Origin of the sequence: Synechococcus elongatus PCC 6301 (assembly GCF_000010065.1) — a bacterium.
In the GTDB taxonomy this organism is placed as follows: domain Bacteria; phylum Cyanobacteriota; class Cyanobacteriia; order Synechococcales; family Synechococcaceae; genus Synechococcus; species Synechococcus elongatus.
Genome location: NC_006576.1, coordinates 1,000,605 through 1,021,052 on the forward strand (window position 1 = coordinate 1,000,605; position 20,448 = coordinate 1,021,052).

Below are 20,448 nucleotides of genomic sequence, written 5' to 3' on the forward strand. Positions count from 1 at the left end.
GGCCCAGCATCTGACCCCTCTCGCACAGTGAAACCCTCAACGATCGCTAGCGAGATCCGAGAATTTGGCTGAGATCGCGGACGCCGCCCCGGGCCGCCGAGGTCGTCATGGCTGCGTAGGCTTGTAGCGCTTGGGAAATCGGGCGATCACGATCTTTCGGAGTCCAAGCTTGGTCACCCCGCGCTTCCATAGCAGCACGGCGGTGCGCCAGTTCTTCCTCCGAGACCGCTAGATGAATGCGGCGATTCGGGATGTCGATTTCGATGCGATCGCCCTGTTCTACCAGCGCAATGAGACCGCCTTCCGCCGCCTCCGGCGAAACATGACCGATCGAGAGGCCGGACGTACCGCCCGAGAAACGTCCATCAGTAATCAGTGCACAGGCCTTACCCAAGCCCTTCGACTTGAGGTAGCTGGTGGGGTAAAGCATTTCCTGCATACCGGGGCCACCGCGCGGACCTTCGTAGCGAATCAGAACAACATCGCCTTCCTTGACGCGCCCGTTCAGAATCCAGTTGACGGCTTCATCTTGGCTTTCGCAAACCACCGCTGGCCCCGAGAAGACAAGGATGTTTTCATCGACGCCGGCTGTTTTGACAATGCAGCCCTGCTCGGCCAAGTTGCCGTAAAGCACCGCCAGACCCCCATCTTGCGAGTAGGCGTGTTCGATGTCGCGGATACAGCCATTCTCGCGATCGAGATCCAAGGCGGTCCAGCGTTTCGACTGGCTAAAAGCTTCCTGGGTCGGTACCCCGCCCGGAGCCGCCAGATAGCGTGACTTCGCTTCCTCCGTCGCCGTTTCTCGGTTGATATCCCACTGATCGAGAGCTGCTCCCAGACTGGGGCTATGGACGGTTGGGACTTCGCGATGCAACAGCCCAGCGCGATCGAGCTCCCCGAGGATGGCGATCACACCGCCCGCTCGATGCACGTCCTCCATGTGGTACTTCTGCGTCGAGGGCGCGACCTTGCAGAGGTTAGGGATTTTGCGCGAGAGGCGATCGATGTCCTTCATCGTGAAGTCCACACCCGCCTCGTGAGCTGCCGCTAGTAGATGCAAGACCGTGTTGGTCGAGCCGCCCATCGCAATGTCGAGACAGATCGCGTTTTCAAAGGCCTTGAAGCTGGCGATGCTGCGGGGTAAGACCGACTCGTCATCCTGCTCGTAGTACTGTTTCGCTAGTTTGACTGCCAAACGACCCGCTTCGAGGAACAGCTCTTTGCGATCGCCGTGGGTTGCCAGCAACGAACCATTGCCCGGCAGACTCAAGCCCAGCGCTTCCGTCAGACAGTTCATCGAGTTAGCCGTGAACATGCCCGAGCAAGAGCCACAGGTGGGGCAGGCCGATCGCTCAATCGTGGCCACATCTTCATCAGACTCGCGATCATCGGCGGCGACAACCATGGCATCGACCAAGTCGAGGTGGCGCTCTTCACCATTGAGGATGACTTTGCCCGCTTCCATCGGGCCACCGGAGACAAACACGGCGGGAATATTGAGCCGCAGCGCCGCCATCAGCATCCCCGGCGTGATCTTGTCGCAGTTGGAAATGCAGACCAGCGCATCAGCACAATGGGCGTTGACCATGTACTCAACCGAGTCGGCGATCAAGTCCCGCGATGGTAAAGAGTAGAGCATACCGCCGTGGCCCATGGCGATGCCGTCATCGACCGCGATTGTGTTGAATTCCTTGGCGACACCACCGGCTCGCTCAATCTCCCGCGCCACCAGTTGACCCAAGTCCTTGAGGTGGACGTGCCCCGGCACAAACTGGGTGAAGGAGTTCGCGACCGCAATGATCGGCTTTTCAAAGTCCTCGTCCTTCATACCCGTGGCACGCCAAAGTGCTCGGGCGCCAGCCATGTTACGGCCGTAAGTCGTTGTGCGCGATCGGTACTGAGGCATGGTGAGTGTTTCGGCGTCGTCTTCTAACCGAATTATCTGAGCAAATGCCCCCAGCTGGGTCAGACTCGGACTTCAGCGATCGCAATTGCGACAATAGACAACGACCAAGGACCCCAGCAGCGGCAGTACTTTTGAGGGCGATCGCAGCAACTGAGGTCAGGCTTAATCAACAGGCGTTAGGCCGGAAAAATCCGCAGACGCCGGTTCGGTTCTTCGCCAAAGCTGGCGGATTTGAGGCGGTAATGCTCCACCAGTTCGTGCTGCATTTTCCGCACGATCGCCGATCGCGGCAGTAGTTCCACTGGCTGGCCTTTCGGCAGCACGATTTGCTCGACTGCTAGCCGTGCCTCTTCCAGCGCCTCAATCTCATCGTTTTTACCCGCCTTCGTGAACAGCTCTAAGTTGACTGTTTCCGGCTCATCTAACTGCTCTTGATTGAGGAGCCGGCGCAGTGCTCGCACAATCTGCGGCATCGTGTTGGACTTGATCACATGGATCGGCACATGGTGGTTGCGAGCCACATGACGCAGCTTCGACTGGCCTTTGAGTTGCCCCGCCAGCGCCAAAACCACATCGGCATCTGCCAAATCTTTGGTCAGCAAGACCGGCAGTTGCAGCGTGTCGATCACCTGCTCAAGGTAGTGGCGACTGACTGCGTAGGGGTAGACATGCAGCGGTAGCTCTTCGCCATTGGGACCGACTGGACGGGCTACATCGGTCGCCAATGCCTGCTCAAAGGCTACCTCTGGGTCACGCAGATCTTCCCGCGTTGTCGGCACATCTAGTACCGGCGGTAGTGGCCGCATCCGTCCCGACGATCGCCAGCCGCGATCGCTGGTGTGGCTCCAAGTCTGCTGCGTGACGGAGGCCGGTTGCTTGGGCGCATCTTTGAAAGCCGGCGCAATTAGGACGCGGCCATCTTCCGAGAGCGTCCGTACCTGTGGATTGGGCTGACCTTGGCGCAGCAGTAGACCGACGGTGTTCGCCACATCTTCGTGCACGACCCAGCGGTAGCGCTCCAGCATTTCCACCGCAATTTCGAAGGTGGGCGGCGCTTTACGCTCCAGCACCGTTTTCTGGCTACCACGACGACGGGCTTCATCATCACCCAGCGTTACAGATTGAATGCCTCCGACCAAATCTGACAGCGTCGGGTTTTTGATCAGGTTTTCGATCTGGTTGCCGTGCGCCGTCCCGACCAGTTGAACGCCCCGTTCTGCGATCGTCCGTGCGGCGAGGGCTTCCAGTTCTGTACCGATTTCATCAATGATGATCACCTCGGGCATGTGGTTCTCCACCGCCTCGATCATCACTTGGTGCTGTAGCTCTGGCCGCGCTACTTGTAGCCGCCGCGCCCGCCCGATCGCCGGATGAGGAATGTCGCCATCGCCAGCAATTTCGTTGGAGGTGTCGATGATCACGACCCGCTTGAGTAGGTCATCGGCCAGCACCCGTGCCACTTCCCGCAGGGCAGTGGTTTTCCCAACGTCGGGACGACCTAGGAATAGCAGCGATTGCCCTGTTTCTACCAAGTCGCGGATCATGCCGACGGTGCCAAAGACAGCACGACCCACTCGACAGGTGAGACCAATCACTTCGCCTTTGCGGTTGCGGATGGCACCTATCCGGTGCAGGGTACGCTCGATTCCCGCCCGATTATCGGCACCAAAATCACCGACCCGAGCAGCGCAATAGGCCAAGTCTTCACGGCTGACTGGCGTTTCCGACAGGTATTCTGCGCCCTCGGGAAAACGCGCCTCAGGGAAGCGCCCTAGGTCAAGCACCACCTCTACCAAGCGGTCTTTTTGGGGATGGCGCAGCAGCTGATCCCGGAGCTGGGGCGGCAGAATTTCCAGCAGTTCATCGAGGTTATCGACGACTGTCTTTTCGCGCACGGCTGCGAGTTCAGGCGTCAGTGTCTCGGAGGCAAGCGTCTCAGACATCAGGGGGTTCGTAGGAGGAAGGCCGGAATCGATCGCGTTGCACCACCCACCGCTTGTTTGAGCGGCCCCACCAAGGCGATCGCCGTTGTCACTGCGGCTTGCAGAACTTCGGGATGGGCTTCGAGGGATCGCTGCTGTTCTGCCAAAGGCTCTAGCAACTCAGCTAACGGTGTGCGTGCTGCTCCACCGCAGGCGATCCCCGCGACAAAGCGAGAAACCTGGGGTGCTAACAGCTTTAGCTCTTGCAGCTTAGCGACAGTGTGGGCATTGGTGCCGCCCGCTAGCTGCACATGGCCCGGTGGCCCCTCTGTCAGCATGGCTTGAGCGAAGCGCACAGCCGCATGGGTAGTACCGGCTCCAATATCACCGCTCATCGGGCGGCCGTCCGTCTGCCAAATCACGGTTTCAACCGTGTTGCCCACGAGTTCTTGCAAATCCCAGAGGTAGGCGATCGCCTCGGGATGAGCCGGACAACTGATCGCGATCGCCTGCAGTTGGGGCAGCCACGGTTGTAGTTGCTGCCAAAGCTGCTGAAATTCTTTTTGATGCCCGACTTGGGTATGGATCTCGATCGCGTTGATCCCTAAGTCCAGTAATTCCGGCAAGAGAGCCGCAGCATCGACTTGCCAAGCCTGCGCTTCAATTAGCCCGAGCGGGCAGATCGGTAGACAGCGCCCACAGCCATAGCAGCGATCGCGTTGCACGCCAGTGGAAGTAATTGCATCGGTCGGACAGACCCGCTCGCAGGGTCTGGGGCAATCCGTGGGGCAGCGATCGGGATCAAACCAAGCGCGGGGGAAATGCAGATCCTCGCCGTCGTTAAGGCTGACCATCAGCCAGGGGCGATCGCGTCCTGTTAGACGTTCATAGGCTGCGAGTCCTGCCAGCGCTGACCGCACCACAGCCGGCTCCGCCGCCACATCGACACAATCGGCACCGGCAAGGGCATAGGTCAGAGCAAGGTTACGGATCACTGGCAAGTGCTGGTAGCTTGCGCCACAGATCAGCTTGAACCAGTGACCCGCTTGTAGAGCTTCGAGGGGGAATGAGGCACTCACCCCTCAATGCTATCGACTTACCGGCTGGAGGTGTTGCTCGAAGCGAGCGCGGTAATCGCTCTTCATTTTGACGCCGCGAATCTCATCGACTTTGGCCTTGTCTTTGAACAGCTGCAGGGTTGGTGTCCCAACCACACCAGCAGACTGGGCAATTTCCGGATCAGCATCAATGTCGATCAGCACGTAGTGCAGGCGATCGGAGAACTCTTCCGCCACTTTGCGTAGGATCGGCTTTAGCGTCCGGCAAGGGCCACAGGTTGGCGCCGTGTAGAGCACCGCCAAGAGGCGATCGGACTCATGGTAGAGCTTGCGCAGGGCATAGCTGCCTTCGTGGTAGACCGACGTAGGGTCAAATTCAGAGGCTTCCGGCTGACTGGCAGCAGGCGTTGCTGCAGCCTTGGTCTCTGGCTCTGCCGCTGCAGCTTCCTGCTTGTATTCCTGCAGCAAGTTATGAGCCGACAGGTAGCGTTCCGCCAGCAGTGCTGCCGCACAACCCGTTCCTGCGGCTGTAATTGCTTGGCGATATTCGTGATCCTGCACATCGCTCGCAGCAAACACGCCTTCCAGCGAGGTTTCTACGGAATCAGGCTTGGTGCGAATGTAGCCGGTTCCATCCAGCTCAATTTGGCCTTCGAACAGTTTTGTATTCGGGGTGTGACCGATCGCGTAGAACAATCCTTGGGCCGCGATCGCTTTTTCTTCACCAGTTTGATTATTGCGAACGCGCACTGCCTCTAGCAGCGTATTGCCCACTGCTTCGATCGCTTCGGTATGCCAGTGGACGGTGACGTTGGGATGGGCTAGCACGCGATCTTGCATCGCTTTACTCGCTCGCATGCGATCGCTGCGCACCAACAAGTGAACATGCTTAGCGTATTTGGTCAGATAGACCGCTTCTTCCGCCGCCGTATCGCCACCGCCAATGACTACCAGTTCACCATCACGGAAGATCGGCGCAGCTCCGTCACAAATCGCGCAGGCAGAAATGCCGTTGTTCCAGAGGCGGTCTTCGCCGGGTAGAGACAGACGCCGGGCCGTCGCTCCCGTGGCGATGATCACGCTGTGGGCCAGCACCTCCCGCTCTTGGGAACGAATCCGAAACGGACGCTGACTGAGGTCGGCGCTGATCACGTCTTCGGTGTAGAGTTCTGCACCCCAGCGCACAGCTTGAGCCCGCATCCGCTCCATCAGCTCAGGGCCGGTGATGCCCTCTGGGAACCCCGGAAAGTTTTCCACCTCGGTTGTCGTCATCAACTGACCACCGGGCAAGCCACCCAGCTGATAGCCCTCGAACATCAAGGGCTTGAGATTAGCGCGAGCTGCGTAGATTGCCGCAGTCAACCCTGCCGGACCCGAACCAATAATGACCACGTTTTCAACGCCAGTCATGACATCCCCCCAAAGTCATAATGACTACATATTAGAGGATTGTTCGGGTCTACGGGGGCTTATTGTTGGGCGCGATACTCATCGGCGCTCAGGGTGCGCCACTGGGACTCGGGCAGAATTTCCAGCACGGTTTCGTGGAAATCGCAGAGGGTAGGGCGGTGACCCACACTGACGTAGCTGATTCCCAGATTGCGCAGCAGCGTGTAAACCCGATGTTCATTGGCAACGTCGAGGGCGCTGGTGCCTTCGTCGAGGATGGCAAACTTGGGACGGCTGAGCACGATTCGGGCAAAGGCCAAGCGCTGCTGCTCCCCGAGCGAGAAGACACTGCTCCAGTCTTCAAGGGCATCAAAGCCTTCGGGGCGATCGTCGAGGATGTAACGGAGATTGACCCGTTCCAGCGCATCCAGCAATTCCGCATCGCTGAAGCGGCCCGGTGCATGGGGATAGACCAGCTGCGACCGCAGGTTCCCCAGCAGCATGTAGGGGCGCTGGGGCAGGAAGAGAATATCCTGCGTAGATGGCCGTTCAATCTGACCTTGGCCACTATTCCAGAGACCGGCGATCGCTCGCAGCAGCGAAGTTTTGCCAAAGCCACTGGGACCGACGATCAGCAAGGCTTCTTGGTCGGCCAAGCTGAGGTTCAAATCCTTGACCAAGACTTTGCGATAGTCCGGCGTTTCCAAGATGACATCGACGAGCCGCAGCAACGGGCCGTATTCAGTACTGATCTGAGGACGATTGCGATCGGTTTCGGTGCGCTCCACCGTCCGCATCACCTGTTCAAAGGAACCAAGACGATTGACCCCAGCGGCGAAACGCGAAATTTCCTGAATCTGGTAGGTGATGATCGACAGCGCTCCCAAAATTTGCGAGAAAGCCAGAATTGACTGGGAGATCACGCCGAAATCCTGCTGGCCGCTGAAGTAAAGCGGCACCACAATCAGGTAGGGCGGAATTCGCGAGAAGTAGTCGTAGAAGCGCTGATAGACCGAAAGGATGGTATTCCAGATGATCAAGCGATCGAAGTTCAGCAGGACTTGGCCAAAGCGATCGCGGACTTGGCGGCGTTCTTGAGCTTCCCCTTGATAAAAGGCGATCGTTTCGGCGTTATCCCGCACATGCACCATGCCGTACCGGAAGTTCGCTTCAAGACGCAGTTGATCAAAGTTGATCCGAATTAGTTTGGTCCCGGCCAAGACTGAGATTGCCGTCCCAATCACGGCGTAGGCGAGCAGTCCTAGCGTCAACTGCTTGGAAACCGTCCAGAGAATCGCCGTGAAGCTAATCAGTGTTAGGACTGCATCAAAGACTTGAATCAAGAACGACAGGGTTGTGTCGGTAAAAGCTTTGACGTCCTCAGTGATCCGCTGGTCTGGGTTGTCGACTGCCGTATCAGCCGAGTTGGAATCGAGACGATAGTAGACCCGATTGCCAAAATAGCGGCGCAGAAAATCATCGGTGAGCCATTCCCGCCAGAGCAGCCCCAGCTTCAGTGGCAGATAACTGAGTGCCCCTCGCACGGGCAGGGCAATCACTAGCGTCAGCACATAAATACCAAGGAACTGCCAGAAGCTGGCTTGTTCTTTGGCGACGAGGCTGTTTTCCAGCACCCGAGCGATAAAAGTGATACCAACGTTGATGCCATTGATGGCAAACAACAGAAAGATGAGTCCACCCAACATCAGCCAGGGCAACCAGCGGTGCCGAATCTTGCGCCAAAAGGCGGCAAAGACTCCGGCACCAACTAGAAAAATCAGGGCGCAGATACCCAAAAAGGGCGATTGGAGCCAGGCATCAACCTGCTGCACCAGCCCCTTGGCCACCAGATCAACGAATTGAGCCGGTAAAACGGCTGCCCCCAGCTTGGTGACCCCCACTAAGGCAAAGAAGGTCAGGCTGACCACGTCCATCAGCAGGGCGATCAGCAGCCCAGAAAATGCCCAGAGACTATTTTTCTCCAGCGGATAGAAGTAGGGCTGAGCAATCTGGATAAAGCTGTCCCAGAGCTTTTTATCAAAGCGAAAGCGATTGATTTCAGGAGGAGATGCCGTCATAACAAGCCAAGTTGAGCAGGATTACGAACAGACCGTGACGAACAGTTGGAGCAGCCAAGCCTGCTCACCATCATCCGCCCACTCCAGCATTAATTCTTCATTGGGGCTCAGCGATCGCTGTAGCGGTTCCAGCCGTGCCATAAGGCGATCGAGCACGGTGCGGGGCAAATCACCGGTCGAGTTCGGCATCAAGCTGACAGTTTGGTTCTCCCAACGATAGTGATCGCGGGGCCGAGAACTGCGATGGAGATTTTGGCGATCGCCCGGAAGCCCCCAGATATCGACGGTCTGCGATCGCAACATCACCCAGCCGGCATAGCGCGCCAAGGGCGATCGCTGCAGGATAATCGCCACGCCACTGCCCACGGGCTGACGCTGGTAGTCGGCCAGAACCACGTAGATAGCCTGACGCAACTCCACCAGATCGCGCACAATCTGACAGTCCTCGGCCTGAATGCTACCGCCCACAGGTGATGACAGCACTGCCAGCGGTTCCTCGGGGGTCACATCTGCCACCTGCAACAGCCACTCAGGGTCATCGCCGGGCTGCAAGACCCAGGCTGGAGGCGTCGCGCCACTCTGTTGATGCAACTGCACGAGGTTGTGGGCACGGTGCCCGATGGGAGCTTGGGTTCCCACCAAGCTGGTCAAATCCCGGATGCCGCGCTCGGGTCGCGAAAAGGCTGTGTCTAAGCCTGGGGAGAGAGGGGTGCTGACCATGACCAACCAGAGCGCCAACAACACCGTCAGCGCGACCCGTACCCCATCTTGGCCATGCATCAACGCCGTCACTACCGGAAAGGCTGCGATCGCCAGTGCCCAGCTCCAGCGGCTGTTTTGCACCACGATCACACTGACTATCCCCAGCAGTAGGGCGATCGTAGCGGTTGGCCAATCAGCCCAAAAGAAAGCCACCGCGATCGCGGTGAGCAGCGGTTGGCGTTGACTGAGGTAGCCACCAACACTCAGGGCTAGCAGCGCCAGCAGGTAGAGGGGCGATCGCGCGAGATCTAACCCAGCAGCGATCGCAAAGACCAAACTTCCCCGCAACAGTGCCAGCAGGGACTGTTGCCAGGGCATCGCTTGGGGGTCTAGCTGCACCACACCCCTCAAGGTCAGTGGTTTTTGACGGGGCAATGCTCCGATCGCTAGGGCGAGGAGAACAAGAACAACGGCAGAGAAAGGAGGGCTGATGCCCATAGCAATCTTTGAGCGGAAGAACAGGAGCAGCCAAGCGGCCTTTCTCCAGCCTAAAGCCCCCGTTTCTGGGCCGTGCGATCGATCGACTTCCTCCAGCCAGAGTCAGCGGGTTGCAGACGGTCCACGGCAGGCGCTGCAGGCAGTCTAGTAGCGGATTTGCAGGGTGACAGAGGCCGTTACATCCTGCTCACCCCCAACGATCGGCACATTGGCGGCACTATCGGCCACCGCAGTGCGCATCTGGGGCACAGGTCCAGGCGCTGCAGCACTATTGACTTGAATCGTTTGGATCTCCTGGGCGGACAACCCTAGCGATCGCAAAACGATATCGGCTTTCTGGCGAGCATCAGCCGCCGCCTCGCGTAAGGCCGTCGCTTGAGCCGTCTCGAGTTCAGGGTCTGTAGCAACAAAGCGAATACTGTCGATACGAGTGCTCCCAGACTTAACCGCCGCATCAATCACCGAACCAGCAGCATTACTGGGGCTACGAAATTGCAGGCTGTAGGTTGCCGTAAACCCATCGGGGATTTGTTGATTGTCGCGATAGCGGTAGCGGGGGCTAAGCGTAATTCCCGTGGTGGTCAACTGTTCGACGCGGCGATCGCGCAACAGCTTGACCAAGCTATCGGCACGGCGGGAAACCTCTGCTTGTGCCGCTTCGGCTGTTGCAGCTTGGACTTCCACCCCGAGATTGACTTCCAACAGCTTGGCAGTCACGGACTCGCGGCCTTGTCCAGTCACAGTGATCAATCGTTGGGGCGATGGTTCCGTTACGGCAGGGCCGGGCAAGACTAGCAAGGCGGCGGTCGTCAGGGCCAACCAATGCCAAGGCCGTTGTTGACTCAACACCAGTTCAATTCCTGCGGCAGTACAACCGTGATCTTGACGCCGACTCAGGGCGAAACGTGCCCATTCGTTTCAAGACTTTAGCGATCGCGCCGTGCCTCCGCAGTGTCCCGTTGCCGGGCCAGCCACCAACGGCGACTTAACCAGACCAGCAGAAGGACTAACAGCAGAGCAGCAACTCCTTTGGAAACCGGGGCTAACCACTGCTCGACAAGGGCAAAGTTACGCCGAAGTTTGTAGCCGGCCAGCGTCAGCAACAGCACCCAAATCGTGGTACCGAGGGTGGAATAGATCAAAAACTCCCGCAACCGCATCCGCTCGAAGCCAGCGGGCAGCGAGATCAAGGTACGAATGCCAGGAATCAACCGCCCCCAGAACACGACTTTGCGACCATGACGGTTAAACCAACGCCGCGATCGCTGTAGTTCATGAGGGCGGATGCCCAGCCAGCGGCCATGGCGCTCCAGCCAGAGCAGAATCCGGTCTTCACCCAGCCAGCGGCCGAGGTAATACCAAGGCAAAGCCCCCACCATTGTGCCGACGACACCGGCCACGATCGCAGGGAATAAAGCCAATTGACCTTGAGCAGCGGAATAGCCGGCCAAAGGCATGATCAGTTCCGACGGGATCGGGGGAAAGAGGTTTTCGAGAAACATCAGCAGACCGATGCCCCAATACCCCAATCTGTCCATCGTCATATCGATCCAGCGATCCACGATGTTTCCCCCGATTAGATGGCCAAAGGCTTAAACAGACGCCGCACTCAGTCTAGGTGCCCGAGGTCCAGGAGTTGATGTAAGCCGTTTGATCCTCCGTGAGGCTATCGATAACGATGCCCATCGCCTGCAGTTTCAGGGTGGCGATCTGGCGATCGAGGTCTTCTGGAATCGAATGAATGCCCGGCTCCAACCGACCGCGGTTGGTCACCAAATGCTCAACGGCCAGCGCTTGGTTGGCAAAGCTCATGTCCATGACTGCGCTGGGGTGGCCTTCAGCAGCAGCTAGGTTGACCAAGCGGCCTTCGCCCAAGACGATCACCGACTTGCCCGAGGCAAGGCGATATTCCTCGGTGAACGGACGCACGGTGCGCACTTCACTGGACAGGGTTTTCAGACCAGCGATATCGATTTCGATGTCAAAGTGACCGCTGTTGCAGACGATCGCGCCGTCTTTCATGGCAGCGAAATGCTCGGTGCGGATCACATGTTTGTTGCCGGTAACGGTCACAAACAGATCGCCCAGGGGTGCTGCTTCGGCCATCGGCAGCACACGGAATCCATCCATCACCGCTTCGATCGCTTTGACCGGATCGATTTCGGTGACGATCACATTGGCCCCCATGCCGGCAGCCCGCATGGCTGTGCCTTTGCCGCACCAGCCGTAGCCTGCCACCACGATCGTTTTGCCCGCCAGCAAGATGTTGGTAGCGCGAATGATGCCGTCGAGGGTCGATTGACCAGTGCCGTAGCGGTTGTCAAAGAAATGCTTGGTTTCGGCATCATTGACGTTCATGGCCGGGAAGGTCAGCACGCCATCGCGCAGCATGGCACGCAGGCGCACAATTCCCGTCGTCGTTTCTTCTGTGGTACCAATCACGTCCGGCAGTTGCTGCGGCCGCTCTTGGACGAGGGTCGCCACCACATCACAGCCATCGTCGATGATCACCTGGGGCTTGTGATCGAGGGCGATTTGCACGTGGCGGTGGTAAGTCTCGTTGTCTTCCCCTTTGATTGCGAAGAGGGGAATACCGTAGTCCGCCACCAAGCCCGCCGCCACATCATCTTGAGTGGAGAGCGGGTTGCTGGCGATCAAGATTGCATCAGCACCACCAGCCTTGAGGGCGATCGCCAAGTTGGCGGTTTCCGTGGTGACGTGGCAGCAGGCGACCAGCCGAATGCCAGCCAAAGGCTTTTCAGCCGCGAAGCGATCGCGGATCAGGCGGATGACGGGCATTTCCCGAGCCGCCCATTCAATCCGTTGCTTACCCAACGGAGCAAGGCTCAAATCTTTGACTTCGTAACTGATGGGGGCGATCGTTGCTGCGGTCATACGTCATGCAATCCTAGTGCGCGGCGACGCTCGGCGCGGGGGCCAAGATCTCAATATCCCTTACACCTTATCAGCTCGGTTTCCGCGGGCTAGGCAGAGCTGCCAGAATCGGAGCAGTTAGAGGCGTTGCCATGCTGATTCTCGATCTGCAAGCGATTACAGACCTCCAATCTCAGCTCGCCGATTGGCCTGCCGCTGTGCGCGCCCTGCAGGAAATTGCCGACTGTGATGGGGCGATCGAGGATGCCGCAATTAACCTCGCCTTGCAGGCCGGATTGGAGCCCAACACGAGCGATCGCTGGTTGGAGGGTCTAGCCAAACGCTATCGCGCCCAGCTTTGTACAAGGATTGCCACGCAGCAACCTCTGAGTGATCACGATCTGCGCCCCTTGCTTGCTGCCTCAGAAGAGAGCGGTTGCCCAGAGCTATTGCGTCTCCCCGTTGCCCTTTGGGTGCGATCGCTGGGGATTGAGCGCTTTTGCGATCCACTCGCGGAAAAATTGCAGTAGTCTCTCGCAGCCTAGGAGGCGATCGCCTCACTCAGGTAGCTGGCGGTGGCTTCCACCGCTGCTACTGCATTTTCGTAGAGCATGCGGGTCGGGCCGATCAAACTGACACTGCCGACTGGCTGCTGCTCCCGACAGTAGAAGGCCGACACCAAGCTACAGCTGCGAATCGGTGCTAGAGGCAGCTCGGAGCCAATCCGCACCCGCACCTGATCAGCCGCAGGATCCGCCAGCATCAAGGGCAGCAACTGCGTCTGTTCACCTTCCAGCAACTCCAACAGCGCCTGTACCTGTTGCAGCTCGTTGAATTCTGGCTGGCGCAACAAGTCCGCTAGGCCACAGACCAGCAGGGAGGTCGCTGGGGTTGGTTGCCAGCGCTTTTCCAGATCTTGCAAGCCCTGCTGCAGAATTCCCGCCAGACTTTGCAGCTCCGATCCCAAAACAGGCCAATCCAGATTCGCTAAAGCCTGCAGCGATCGCCCTTGCAGTTCTTGATTGAGAAAATTGCTGAGCAATAGCAATTGGCGATCGAGTTGATCGGCCTCCAGATCCCGATCCAGTTCTGGCAGGGTCAGCAATGCCGACTGGGTTTCGTAGCTGTCATTGACAACAATCAGCAACACCTGATGCGGCGCGATCGCCACCAATTGCAGATGCCGCACTTGGAATTCCAAGCCCAGTGGAAAGGTGATTAGGCTGAGATAGCCGCTGAGGCTCGCCAGAATTTGGGCAGCCCCGCGTAGCAGCGCTTCGAGGCTCTGACGGCGATCGGGCAGTTGTTGACTGAGTTGTTGCTCCGTCTGACGTTGCAGAGCGCGATCGGGCTCCATTAGCTGATCGACGTAGAGGCGATAGCCGCCCTCAGAGGGAACCCGACCCGCCGAGGTGTGGGGTTGATAGAGCAAGCCTGCGCGCTCCAACACCCCCATAGCATTACGAATCGTCGCCGCACTGACGCTGAGACCGTACTGTTCCGCTAATGCCTTAGACCCGACCGGCTCCGCCGTCCGCACATAGTGGCGCACCGTGGCACTGAGAATCGTTTGTTGGCGGGCCGTAAGCCGAGACACAAGCATGAAGAGCGATTGCAGAAGAACGCAGACGAGGTTATAAAACGCTAATCAGTTACCCATTTAGTAGAGCGGTACCTGCGCATCGACTAGTCGACTGTAGGCATCAATGCCTCCCCGTAGGTTAACGACATGCTCAAAGCCTTGGGTTAGCAACCACTGACACATCTGCGCCGATCGCATGCCGTGGTGGCAGAGCACGATCGTTTCCTTGCTGCGATCGAGTTCTTGGCCAATGCGATCGACCCATTCTGCTGAGCGGCTGAGGGAATAGACGCGGAATCCTGGCAGCGATGCCAACTCCACTTCTGCCGGCTCACGCACATCAATCAGTTGCCAGTCCGGCGCGGGTTGAGCAGCCTGACGCTCCGCAAAGGTCTGGGGATCGATTTCAGTGAAGTCAGCCATGGCTTGCTCAGGAGCGATCCAAAAGGGGGACAAAAGCCAGCGCGATCGCCTGACCAGCGGCGATTGACGTTCGGTAACGAAGCGCTAGCACTCGTCGTAGTTTACCGAGAAGCCGGAGTCCGTCTGAAATAATTGAGGGCGACCTGCCGCCGCCGACCCTATGAAGCTGCGTACCTTCTACTTGGCGCTCACAGCCGTTGCTCTTAGCCTGCTGGTCAGTGGGCTAGGGCTCTTTGTTTGGCTGTGGAATGGGAGTCCTCTGCGTCTACTCAATGGCAGCCGCATCAGCGAACCGGCCGCAGCCGTGTTCGTCCCGAAGCAAGCGCCGTTGATGACCTCGCTGCTAGTGGCACCGCAACGCTTGCAGGCCCTGAGTCAGGTGGTGACACCGACGCGCCAGCGATCGCAGGTCGATCAGGAATGGCAACAGCTTCAAGAGGCTTTGCTGACGGGCTTTAAGGTCGATTTTGCTAACGATATTGCTCCTTGGTTGGGCGACGAAGTCACCTTTGCTGTCACCAGCCTCGATCGCGATCGCGACAGCAGCAATGGCCGTCAACCCGGCTATCTGGTCGCCTTCTCGACCGCAGACGGTGAACTGGCGCGGCAGGCCCTACAACGCTTCTGGCAAGATCGTGCCGCTACTGGCACGCAGCTCGTTTTTGAAACCTACAAGGGCGTCAAGCTGATCTACGGCGACTCCGCTTTGGTCGGGCGACGGGTCAAGCCCTTGGCAACTGCCGTCTTTGGCGATCGCTTCCTGCTGGCCGCCAATGATCCCAAGGTGCTGCGCGAGGCGATCAACAACGCCCAAGTTCCAGATTTGAACCTGCAGCAGTCCGAGTCCTACCAACGTGCGCTCCAGAGTCTGCAACCACGCCGCTTGGGTCTGCTCTATGCCGATCTCGATAACCTCGGCGACTGGCTGAATGAAAAGGGACTCAGCCGCAAGAGCGAGGAGAGCGATCGCCGCAACCAATTCCAGGGTCTGACGCTGTCGCTGGCACTGAATAAGGCTGGCATCCTGGCTGACACCGCTTTGATCGCCAAGGAACCGCTGCCCAGTAGCACCTTTACGAAAAGCGATCGCCCTTCGGCGGCCCTGCGCTATTTACCCGCAGACAGCCGCTTCGCTCTTGGCTCCCAGAACCTCGCAGGGGTCTGGCAGGAGCTGCAACAACGATTTGGCGACTATCCCGCTTGGCAGGAACTTCAGCAACAACTGCTCGCCACAGTTCAGCAACAGCTCGGGTTGAATCTGCAGACGGAGATCATCGACTGGATCGACGGCGACTATGCCCTTGGACAGAGCGGCGATGACTGGATTTTTGCGGTCGATCGCCGTCAGACTGCCGCTAGCAACGGCATCGAACAGTTGGATGCGATCGCCAGCGATCGCGGCTACACGCCGACCAACATCGACCTCGATGGCCACGAGATCACGGCTTGGACGCAACTGCGCACCGGCAGCAAACGCCGCAATCTCCAGATTCAAGCCACAGTACGGGGTGGCCATGGTCGCGATGGTGATTTTGAAGTGTTTGCCACCTCCCTCGATCGCCTTGCGACAGCACTCGAAGGCCGCGATTCCCTGACGACAAATCCTGACTTCCGCCAAGCCCAGCGCCAACTACCCCAACCCAATCAAGGTGTCCTCTACCTTGACTGGCAGGCCAGTGCCCTACCGCTGACGCAACGCTGGCCTGTCTTGCAGCTGATTGCCCTGCCCTTGCAACCCCTGTTGGAGCACGTGCAGGCGATCGCGATCGCCAGTCCTACCCCTCCCGAAGACAGCACTGACCTGCAGCGACTCTCAATCGAACTGCTGTTGCGGAGCTAGGCGATGGAACTCTATCTGATCCGCCATGGCATCGCCGCCGAACGGGGCACCTACGCGGATGATGACCGGCGCCCCCTGACAGCCACGGGAGAACGCCGCAGTCAACGAGTTGCCCAGCGACTGCTGTCTCTCGGTCTGCATTTCGATGTTCTGCAAACCAGTCCCCTAGTCCGCGCCCACCAAACCGCCGTCATCCTTCAACAAGAGGGGCTGGCTTCCCAAATCGCGATCGCCCCAGAATTAGCGCCCGAAGGCAGTCTGACCGCTTGGCTCCGGCGCTTACCGCCCGCCATCTCGGCTGATCAGCGCTGGGCGATCGTGGGCCATGAACCCGATCTAGGGGTCTGGGCGGAACAGCTGGTCTGGGGATCTGCCCAGGACAAGCTCGTTCTCAAGAAAGCCGGTCTGATCGGTCTGCAATTCCCAGGCGATCGCCCTGCGATCGGAGCCGGATCCCTCTTCTGGCTAACCCCCCCGCGCCTTCTCCTTTAGGGGCACCTGATCAAATTGGCGAAAGACGCGCGGCAGACCCACCATCAGGTTTCGTGCCTGTTGCGACGAAGATGCACCAGCCAGACTGATAGGGTATTCGGAAGAAAGACTGCATGGGGAAGCCCAGGATTGCTATGACTGCCGTCAGCGAGTTTCGGCCTGGCCTAGAAGGCGTGCCCGCCACACTCTCGAGCATTAGCTTTGTCGATGGCCAGCGCGGCGTCCTAGAGTATCGCGGCATCAGCATCGAGCAACTGGCGCAACAGAGCAGTTTTCTGGAAACCGCCTACCTGTTGATTTGGGGCCATCTACCAACTCAGCAGGAATTGACCGAGTTCGAGCACGAAATTCGCTACCACCGCCGCATCAAGTTCCGCATCCGGGACATGATGAAATGCTTCCCCGATAGCGGCCATCCTATGGATGCCCTGCAGGCGAGCGCCGCAGCCCTCGGGTTGTTCTATTCGCGGCGCGCCTTGGATGATCCCGAATACATTCGGGCGGCCGTTGTGCGTTTGCTAGCCAAAATTCCGACGATGGTGGCTGCCTTCCAGCTGATCCGCAAGGGTAACGACCCAATTCAGCCCCGCGATGAACTGGACTACGCCGCCAACTTTCTCTACATGCTGACGGAGCGCGAGCCCGATCCAGTCGCAGCTCGGATTTTTGATATTTGCCTCACCCTGCACGCCGAACATACGATCAACGCCTCGACCTTCTCGGCGATGGTCACAGCTTCGACCCTGACCGATCCCTACGCTGTCGTTGCTTCTGCCGTTGGCACCTTGGCTGGCCCCCTCCATGGCGGCGCCAATGAAGAAGTGCTGGACATGCTGGAGGCGATCGGTTCCGTCGAGAATGTTGAGCCCTACCTCGACCACTGCATTGCCACCAAAACGCGCATTATGGGCTTTGGGCACCGTGTCTACAAAGTCAAGGATCCGCGGGCAGTCATTCTGCAAAATCTGGCCGAGCAACTGTTCGATATCTTCGGCCATGATCCCTACTACGAAATCGCGGTCGCAGTCGAAAAGGCAGCAGCCGAGCGACTCAGCCACAAGGGCATTTACCCCAACGTCGATTTCTACTCCGGCTTGGTCTATCGCAAGCTCGGTATTCCTAGCGATCTATTCACACCGGTGTTTGCGATCGCGCGGGTTGCGGGCTGGCTCGCCCACTGGAAAGAGCAGCTGAACGAAAATCGGATCTTCCGCCCCACTCAGATCTACACGGGCAGCCACAACCTCGACTACACCCCGATCGCCGATCGGGATTTGGCGATCGAATCTGATTGAGGCTTAGGTCTTGGGATAGGCGATAGTAACGCCGTTGCCCCCGTCAGCTTGATCGGCAGCTTCAAACTTCGCGACAAGTGGATGCTCGCGTAGGAACTGCTGCACGCCTTGCCGCAGTTTGCCAGTGCCATGGCCATGGATGATCCAGATCGGTCCAATCGCTTGACGCAGCGCATCTTCCAGCACCACTTCGGCTTCCGAAACACGACTGCCGCGTACATCGAAGGTATTGCGATCGGTGCGAATCGCCGGCGCATCTTTGGGCGGGGGCGGCGGAGTTGTTGACTTAGGCGGGGGCGGGGGCAGTTCTACCTTTTCGCCCTGCAATGACTCCACATCGCCGTAGCTGACCGTCAGCTTGAGGATGCCGCAACGCACCGTTAACTCCTGACGATCCGGCGCGATCGCAAGGATTTCGCCGACCTTACCCAAGCGCGGAATCCGCAGGCGATCGCCCAACTGCGGCTGGAAACCAGGCGGTGGGGCAACGACCGTCACGGCTGGTTGTGACAGCGACTTGAGGGTTTCACTGGCCTGCCGTGCTCGTTCTGCTTTTGTCGCTTTCGGTCCCTGCTGCAGACGCCGCACCACCTTGGCAACCCGCTGTCGTGCCTGCTCAATTTCCGACTGGATCGCCACTTCTTGCTGCTGGCGCAAGCCTTGCTCTCGCTCCCGCAATTCGGCTGTCTTGGCTTGTAGTTCGGCGTGTAGCTTTTCAGTCTGTTGCAACAACTGAGCAGCGGCGGCAGCCTTCTCTTCTTGATCGCGCCGTTGCGCTTCCAGCCCTGCGATCACGGCATCTACATCGCGATCGCGGCCCCCTTCCAGTTGCGATCGCGCCTCAGCTACGACTGCTGGTGATAGTCCCAGTCGCTCGGCAATGATCAGCGCATTCGATCGCCCGGGGATGCCCCAGAGCAAGCGATAGGTCGGAGAGAGGGTGCGATCGTCAAATTCTACCGAGGCATTTTCGAAGCGATCGTCCTGATATTTCAGGGCCTTCAATTCGCCGTAATGCGTCGTAGCGATCGTCAGAGTCGCGTGATCGGCCAAGTAGCGCAACAGCGCGATCGCCAGCGCACTGCCCTCTGAGGGATCGGTGCCCGCTCCCACTTCATCGAGCAGGACGAGGCTAGCTCCCGCGACCGGCAACGCTTCTAGAATTCGGCCAATGCGACGAATGTGACCCGAAAAGGTTGAAAGGCTTTGCTGCAGGGACTGCTCATCGCCAATATCGGTGAGGATGCGCTCAAACCAAGGCAGATCCACCGGCTCTCGGGCGGGGACAAACAGACCGGCGCGCGCCATCAAGCCCGCCAGCCCAAGGCTTTTGAGCGTCACGGTTTTACCGCCGGTATTCGGCCCCGTGATCGCCACCACCTTCAGCGAGGGCTGCAACTGGAAACTGACCGGCACCACTGAGCGATCGGGATCTTGGCGCTGTTGCCAGAGCAGCAGGGGATGGCGCAGCTGACGCAGACAAATCGACTCGCTGCTAGCCGTAAAGCGCGGTCGATTCGCTTCGAGATGCAGGCCGTAGCGGGCCCGCGCCACCGCCAGATCCAATGTTGTCGCGATCGCTAGCAGCGTTTCGAGATCCCCACTGACAGATGCGATCGCCTCACTCAAGCGCCGCCGCACTGCCTCACACTCCACTTCTTCTCGTCGTTGGAGCTGACGTAGTTGGTTATTCAGTTCAATCACACCGCGCGGCTCGATGTAGAGCGTGGAGCCACTGCTAGAGCTGTCGTGGACGATGCCAGGCACTGCCTCTTTCTGCCCCGCCTTCACCGGCAGCACATAGCGATCGCTGCGGCGGCTGATCACCAGCTCCTGAAAGAGATTGGACTGGTTGCGCAGCAGACGATTGAGGCGATCGAGAATTTGGCTGCGCACTTGGCGCTGCTGCTGGCGAATCCCTAGCAGTGCGTCGCTGGCGCGATCGGCAACTTCCCCCGAGTCCTCAATGCAGAAATGAATCTGCTGCTCCAGCTCGGGATAGGTGCGTAGATCAGCAACGATCGCTTGCAGGGTGGGGGCCGCTTCTGCCGCATCGATCAGTCGGCGCAATTGCCGCATCGCCGCGAGGGTTGAGGCGATTTGCAGCAGCTCCTCGCCGCTGAGAACCGCCTGTCGTTCCACGCGGGCGAGGGCTTCGCCAATATCAAAGACCCCCGCAAAGGGCAGACCTTGGGGTAGTGTCAACTCCAACGCTTGGGCTTCTGCAGTCTGGGATAACAAGTATTCACTCTCCGCTTGGCTGCTGGCCAACGGCAGCGATCGCGCTGCTCGTCGGGCCAAGGCCGTGGCTGCAAAGCTAGCCACCTGCTGGCAGAGCAGCGGCCATTCCAGCAATTCGAGCGCTTCCTGTTCAACGGGGAGCAAAGGA

The 20,448-nt window shown here is 58.8% G+C and carries 16 protein-coding genes; 4 read left to right on the plus strand and 12 right to left on the minus strand.

Going from position 1 to position 20,448, the window contains the following annotated elements:
* Positions 1-46: 46 nt before the first annotated feature.
* The 9 genes from ilvD to ahcY form a co-directional block, all read right to left on the minus strand.
* A complete protein-coding gene (gene ilvD, locus SYC_RS04745; RefSeq protein WP_011243210.1) occupies positions 47-1,906 on the minus strand; it encodes a dihydroxy-acid dehydratase in 1,860 nt (619 codons plus the stop codon).
* Positions 1,907-2,082: 176 nt separating this feature from the next.
* On the minus strand, positions 2,083-3,849 hold the full coding sequence (locus SYC_RS04750) for a R3H domain-containing nucleic acid-binding protein (protein ID WP_011243211.1): 1,767 nt from the start codon (positions 3,847-3,849) through the stop codon (positions 2,083-2,085).
* Positions 3,849-4,907 carry a circadian clock protein LdpA gene (ldpA, locus tag SYC_RS04755; protein WP_011243212.1) on the minus strand — a complete coding sequence of 353 codons (1,059 nt, stop codon included), beginning with the start codon at positions 4,905-4,907 and terminating at the stop codon, positions 3,849-3,851. Before ldpA ends, SYC_RS04750 begins: the two co-directional genes overlap by 1 nt.
* Positions 4,908-4,916: 9 nt before the next feature.
* Positions 4,917-6,296 (minus strand): thioredoxin-disulfide reductase, encoded by a 1,380-nt coding sequence (trxB, locus tag SYC_RS04760; RefSeq protein WP_011243213.1) that lies wholly within the window; start codon positions 6,294-6,296, stop codon positions 4,917-4,919.
* A gap of 59 nt (positions 6,297-6,355) precedes the next feature.
* Positions 6,356-8,353, minus strand: coding sequence for an ABC transporter ATP-binding protein/permease (locus SYC_RS04765; RefSeq protein ID WP_011243214.1), 1,998 nt, complete (start codon positions 8,351-8,353; stop codon positions 6,356-6,358).
* Between the two features lie 21 nt (positions 8,354-8,374).
* Entirely contained in the window at positions 8,375-9,553 is a 1,179-nt protein-coding gene (locus SYC_RS04770) for a hypothetical protein (protein WP_011243215.1), read from the minus strand.
* 144 nt (positions 9,554-9,697) lie between these two features.
* Positions 9,698-10,402, minus strand: a complete 705-nt coding sequence (locus tag SYC_RS04775; protein ID WP_011243216.1) for an SIMPL domain-containing protein — start codon at positions 10,400-10,402, stop codon at positions 9,698-9,700.
* 77 nt (positions 10,403-10,479) lie between these two features.
* Positions 10,480-11,097, minus strand: coding sequence for a DedA family protein (locus SYC_RS04780; RefSeq protein ID WP_199290787.1), 618 nt, complete (start codon positions 11,095-11,097; stop codon positions 10,480-10,482).
* Between the two features lie 70 nt (positions 11,098-11,167).
* Positions 11,168-12,448 (minus strand): adenosylhomocysteinase, encoded by a 1,281-nt coding sequence (gene ahcY, locus SYC_RS04785; RefSeq protein WP_011243218.1) that lies wholly within the window; start codon positions 12,446-12,448, stop codon positions 11,168-11,170.
* Between the two features lie 131 nt (positions 12,449-12,579).
* Between ahcY and SYC_RS04790 the strand changes: the two genes are divergently transcribed.
* Positions 12,580-12,957, plus strand: a complete 378-nt coding sequence (locus SYC_RS04790) for a hypothetical protein (protein WP_011243219.1) — start codon at positions 12,580-12,582, stop codon at positions 12,955-12,957.
* An 11-nt stretch (positions 12,958-12,968) separates the two neighbouring features.
* On the opposite strand, the gene hrcA is transcribed toward SYC_RS04790, so the two are convergent.
* Together hrcA and SYC_RS04800 are read right to left on the minus strand one after the other, a co-directional pair.
* A complete protein-coding gene (gene hrcA, locus SYC_RS04795) occupies positions 12,969-14,030 on the minus strand; it encodes a heat-inducible transcriptional repressor HrcA (RefSeq protein WP_011243220.1) in 1,062 nt (353 codons plus the stop codon).
* A 57-nt stretch (positions 14,031-14,087) separates the two neighbouring features.
* Entirely contained in the window at positions 14,088-14,432 is a 345-nt protein-coding gene (locus SYC_RS04800) for a rhodanese-like domain-containing protein (protein WP_011243221.1), read from the minus strand.
* Positions 14,433-14,592: 160 nt separating this feature from the next.
* On the opposite strand from SYC_RS04800, the gene SYC_RS04805 reads away from it, so the two are divergent.
* From SYC_RS04805 to SYC_RS04815, 3 genes are all read left to right on the plus strand, one after another.
* Positions 14,593-16,272, plus strand: a complete 1,680-nt coding sequence (locus SYC_RS04805) for a DUF3352 domain-containing protein (RefSeq protein WP_011243222.1) — start codon at positions 14,593-14,595, stop codon at positions 16,270-16,272.
* Between the two features lie 3 nt (positions 16,273-16,275).
* Complete coding sequence (gene sixA, locus SYC_RS04810; protein ID WP_011243223.1) at positions 16,276-16,764, plus strand: phosphohistidine phosphatase SixA; 489 nt, start codon at positions 16,276-16,278, stop codon at positions 16,762-16,764.
* Between the two features lie 134 nt (positions 16,765-16,898).
* Positions 16,899-18,059, plus strand: coding sequence for a citrate synthase (locus tag SYC_RS04815; protein WP_011377647.1), 1,161 nt, complete (start codon positions 16,899-16,901; stop codon positions 18,057-18,059).
* Between the two features lie 3 nt (positions 18,060-18,062).
* Here the strand turns inward: SYC_RS04815 and SYC_RS04820 are convergent, their stop codons facing one another.
* On the minus strand, positions 18,063-20,444 hold the full coding sequence (locus tag SYC_RS04820) for an endonuclease MutS2 (RefSeq protein WP_419756854.1): 2,382 nt from the start codon (positions 20,442-20,444) through the stop codon (positions 18,063-18,065).
* Positions 20,445-20,448 lie beyond the last annotated feature (4 nt).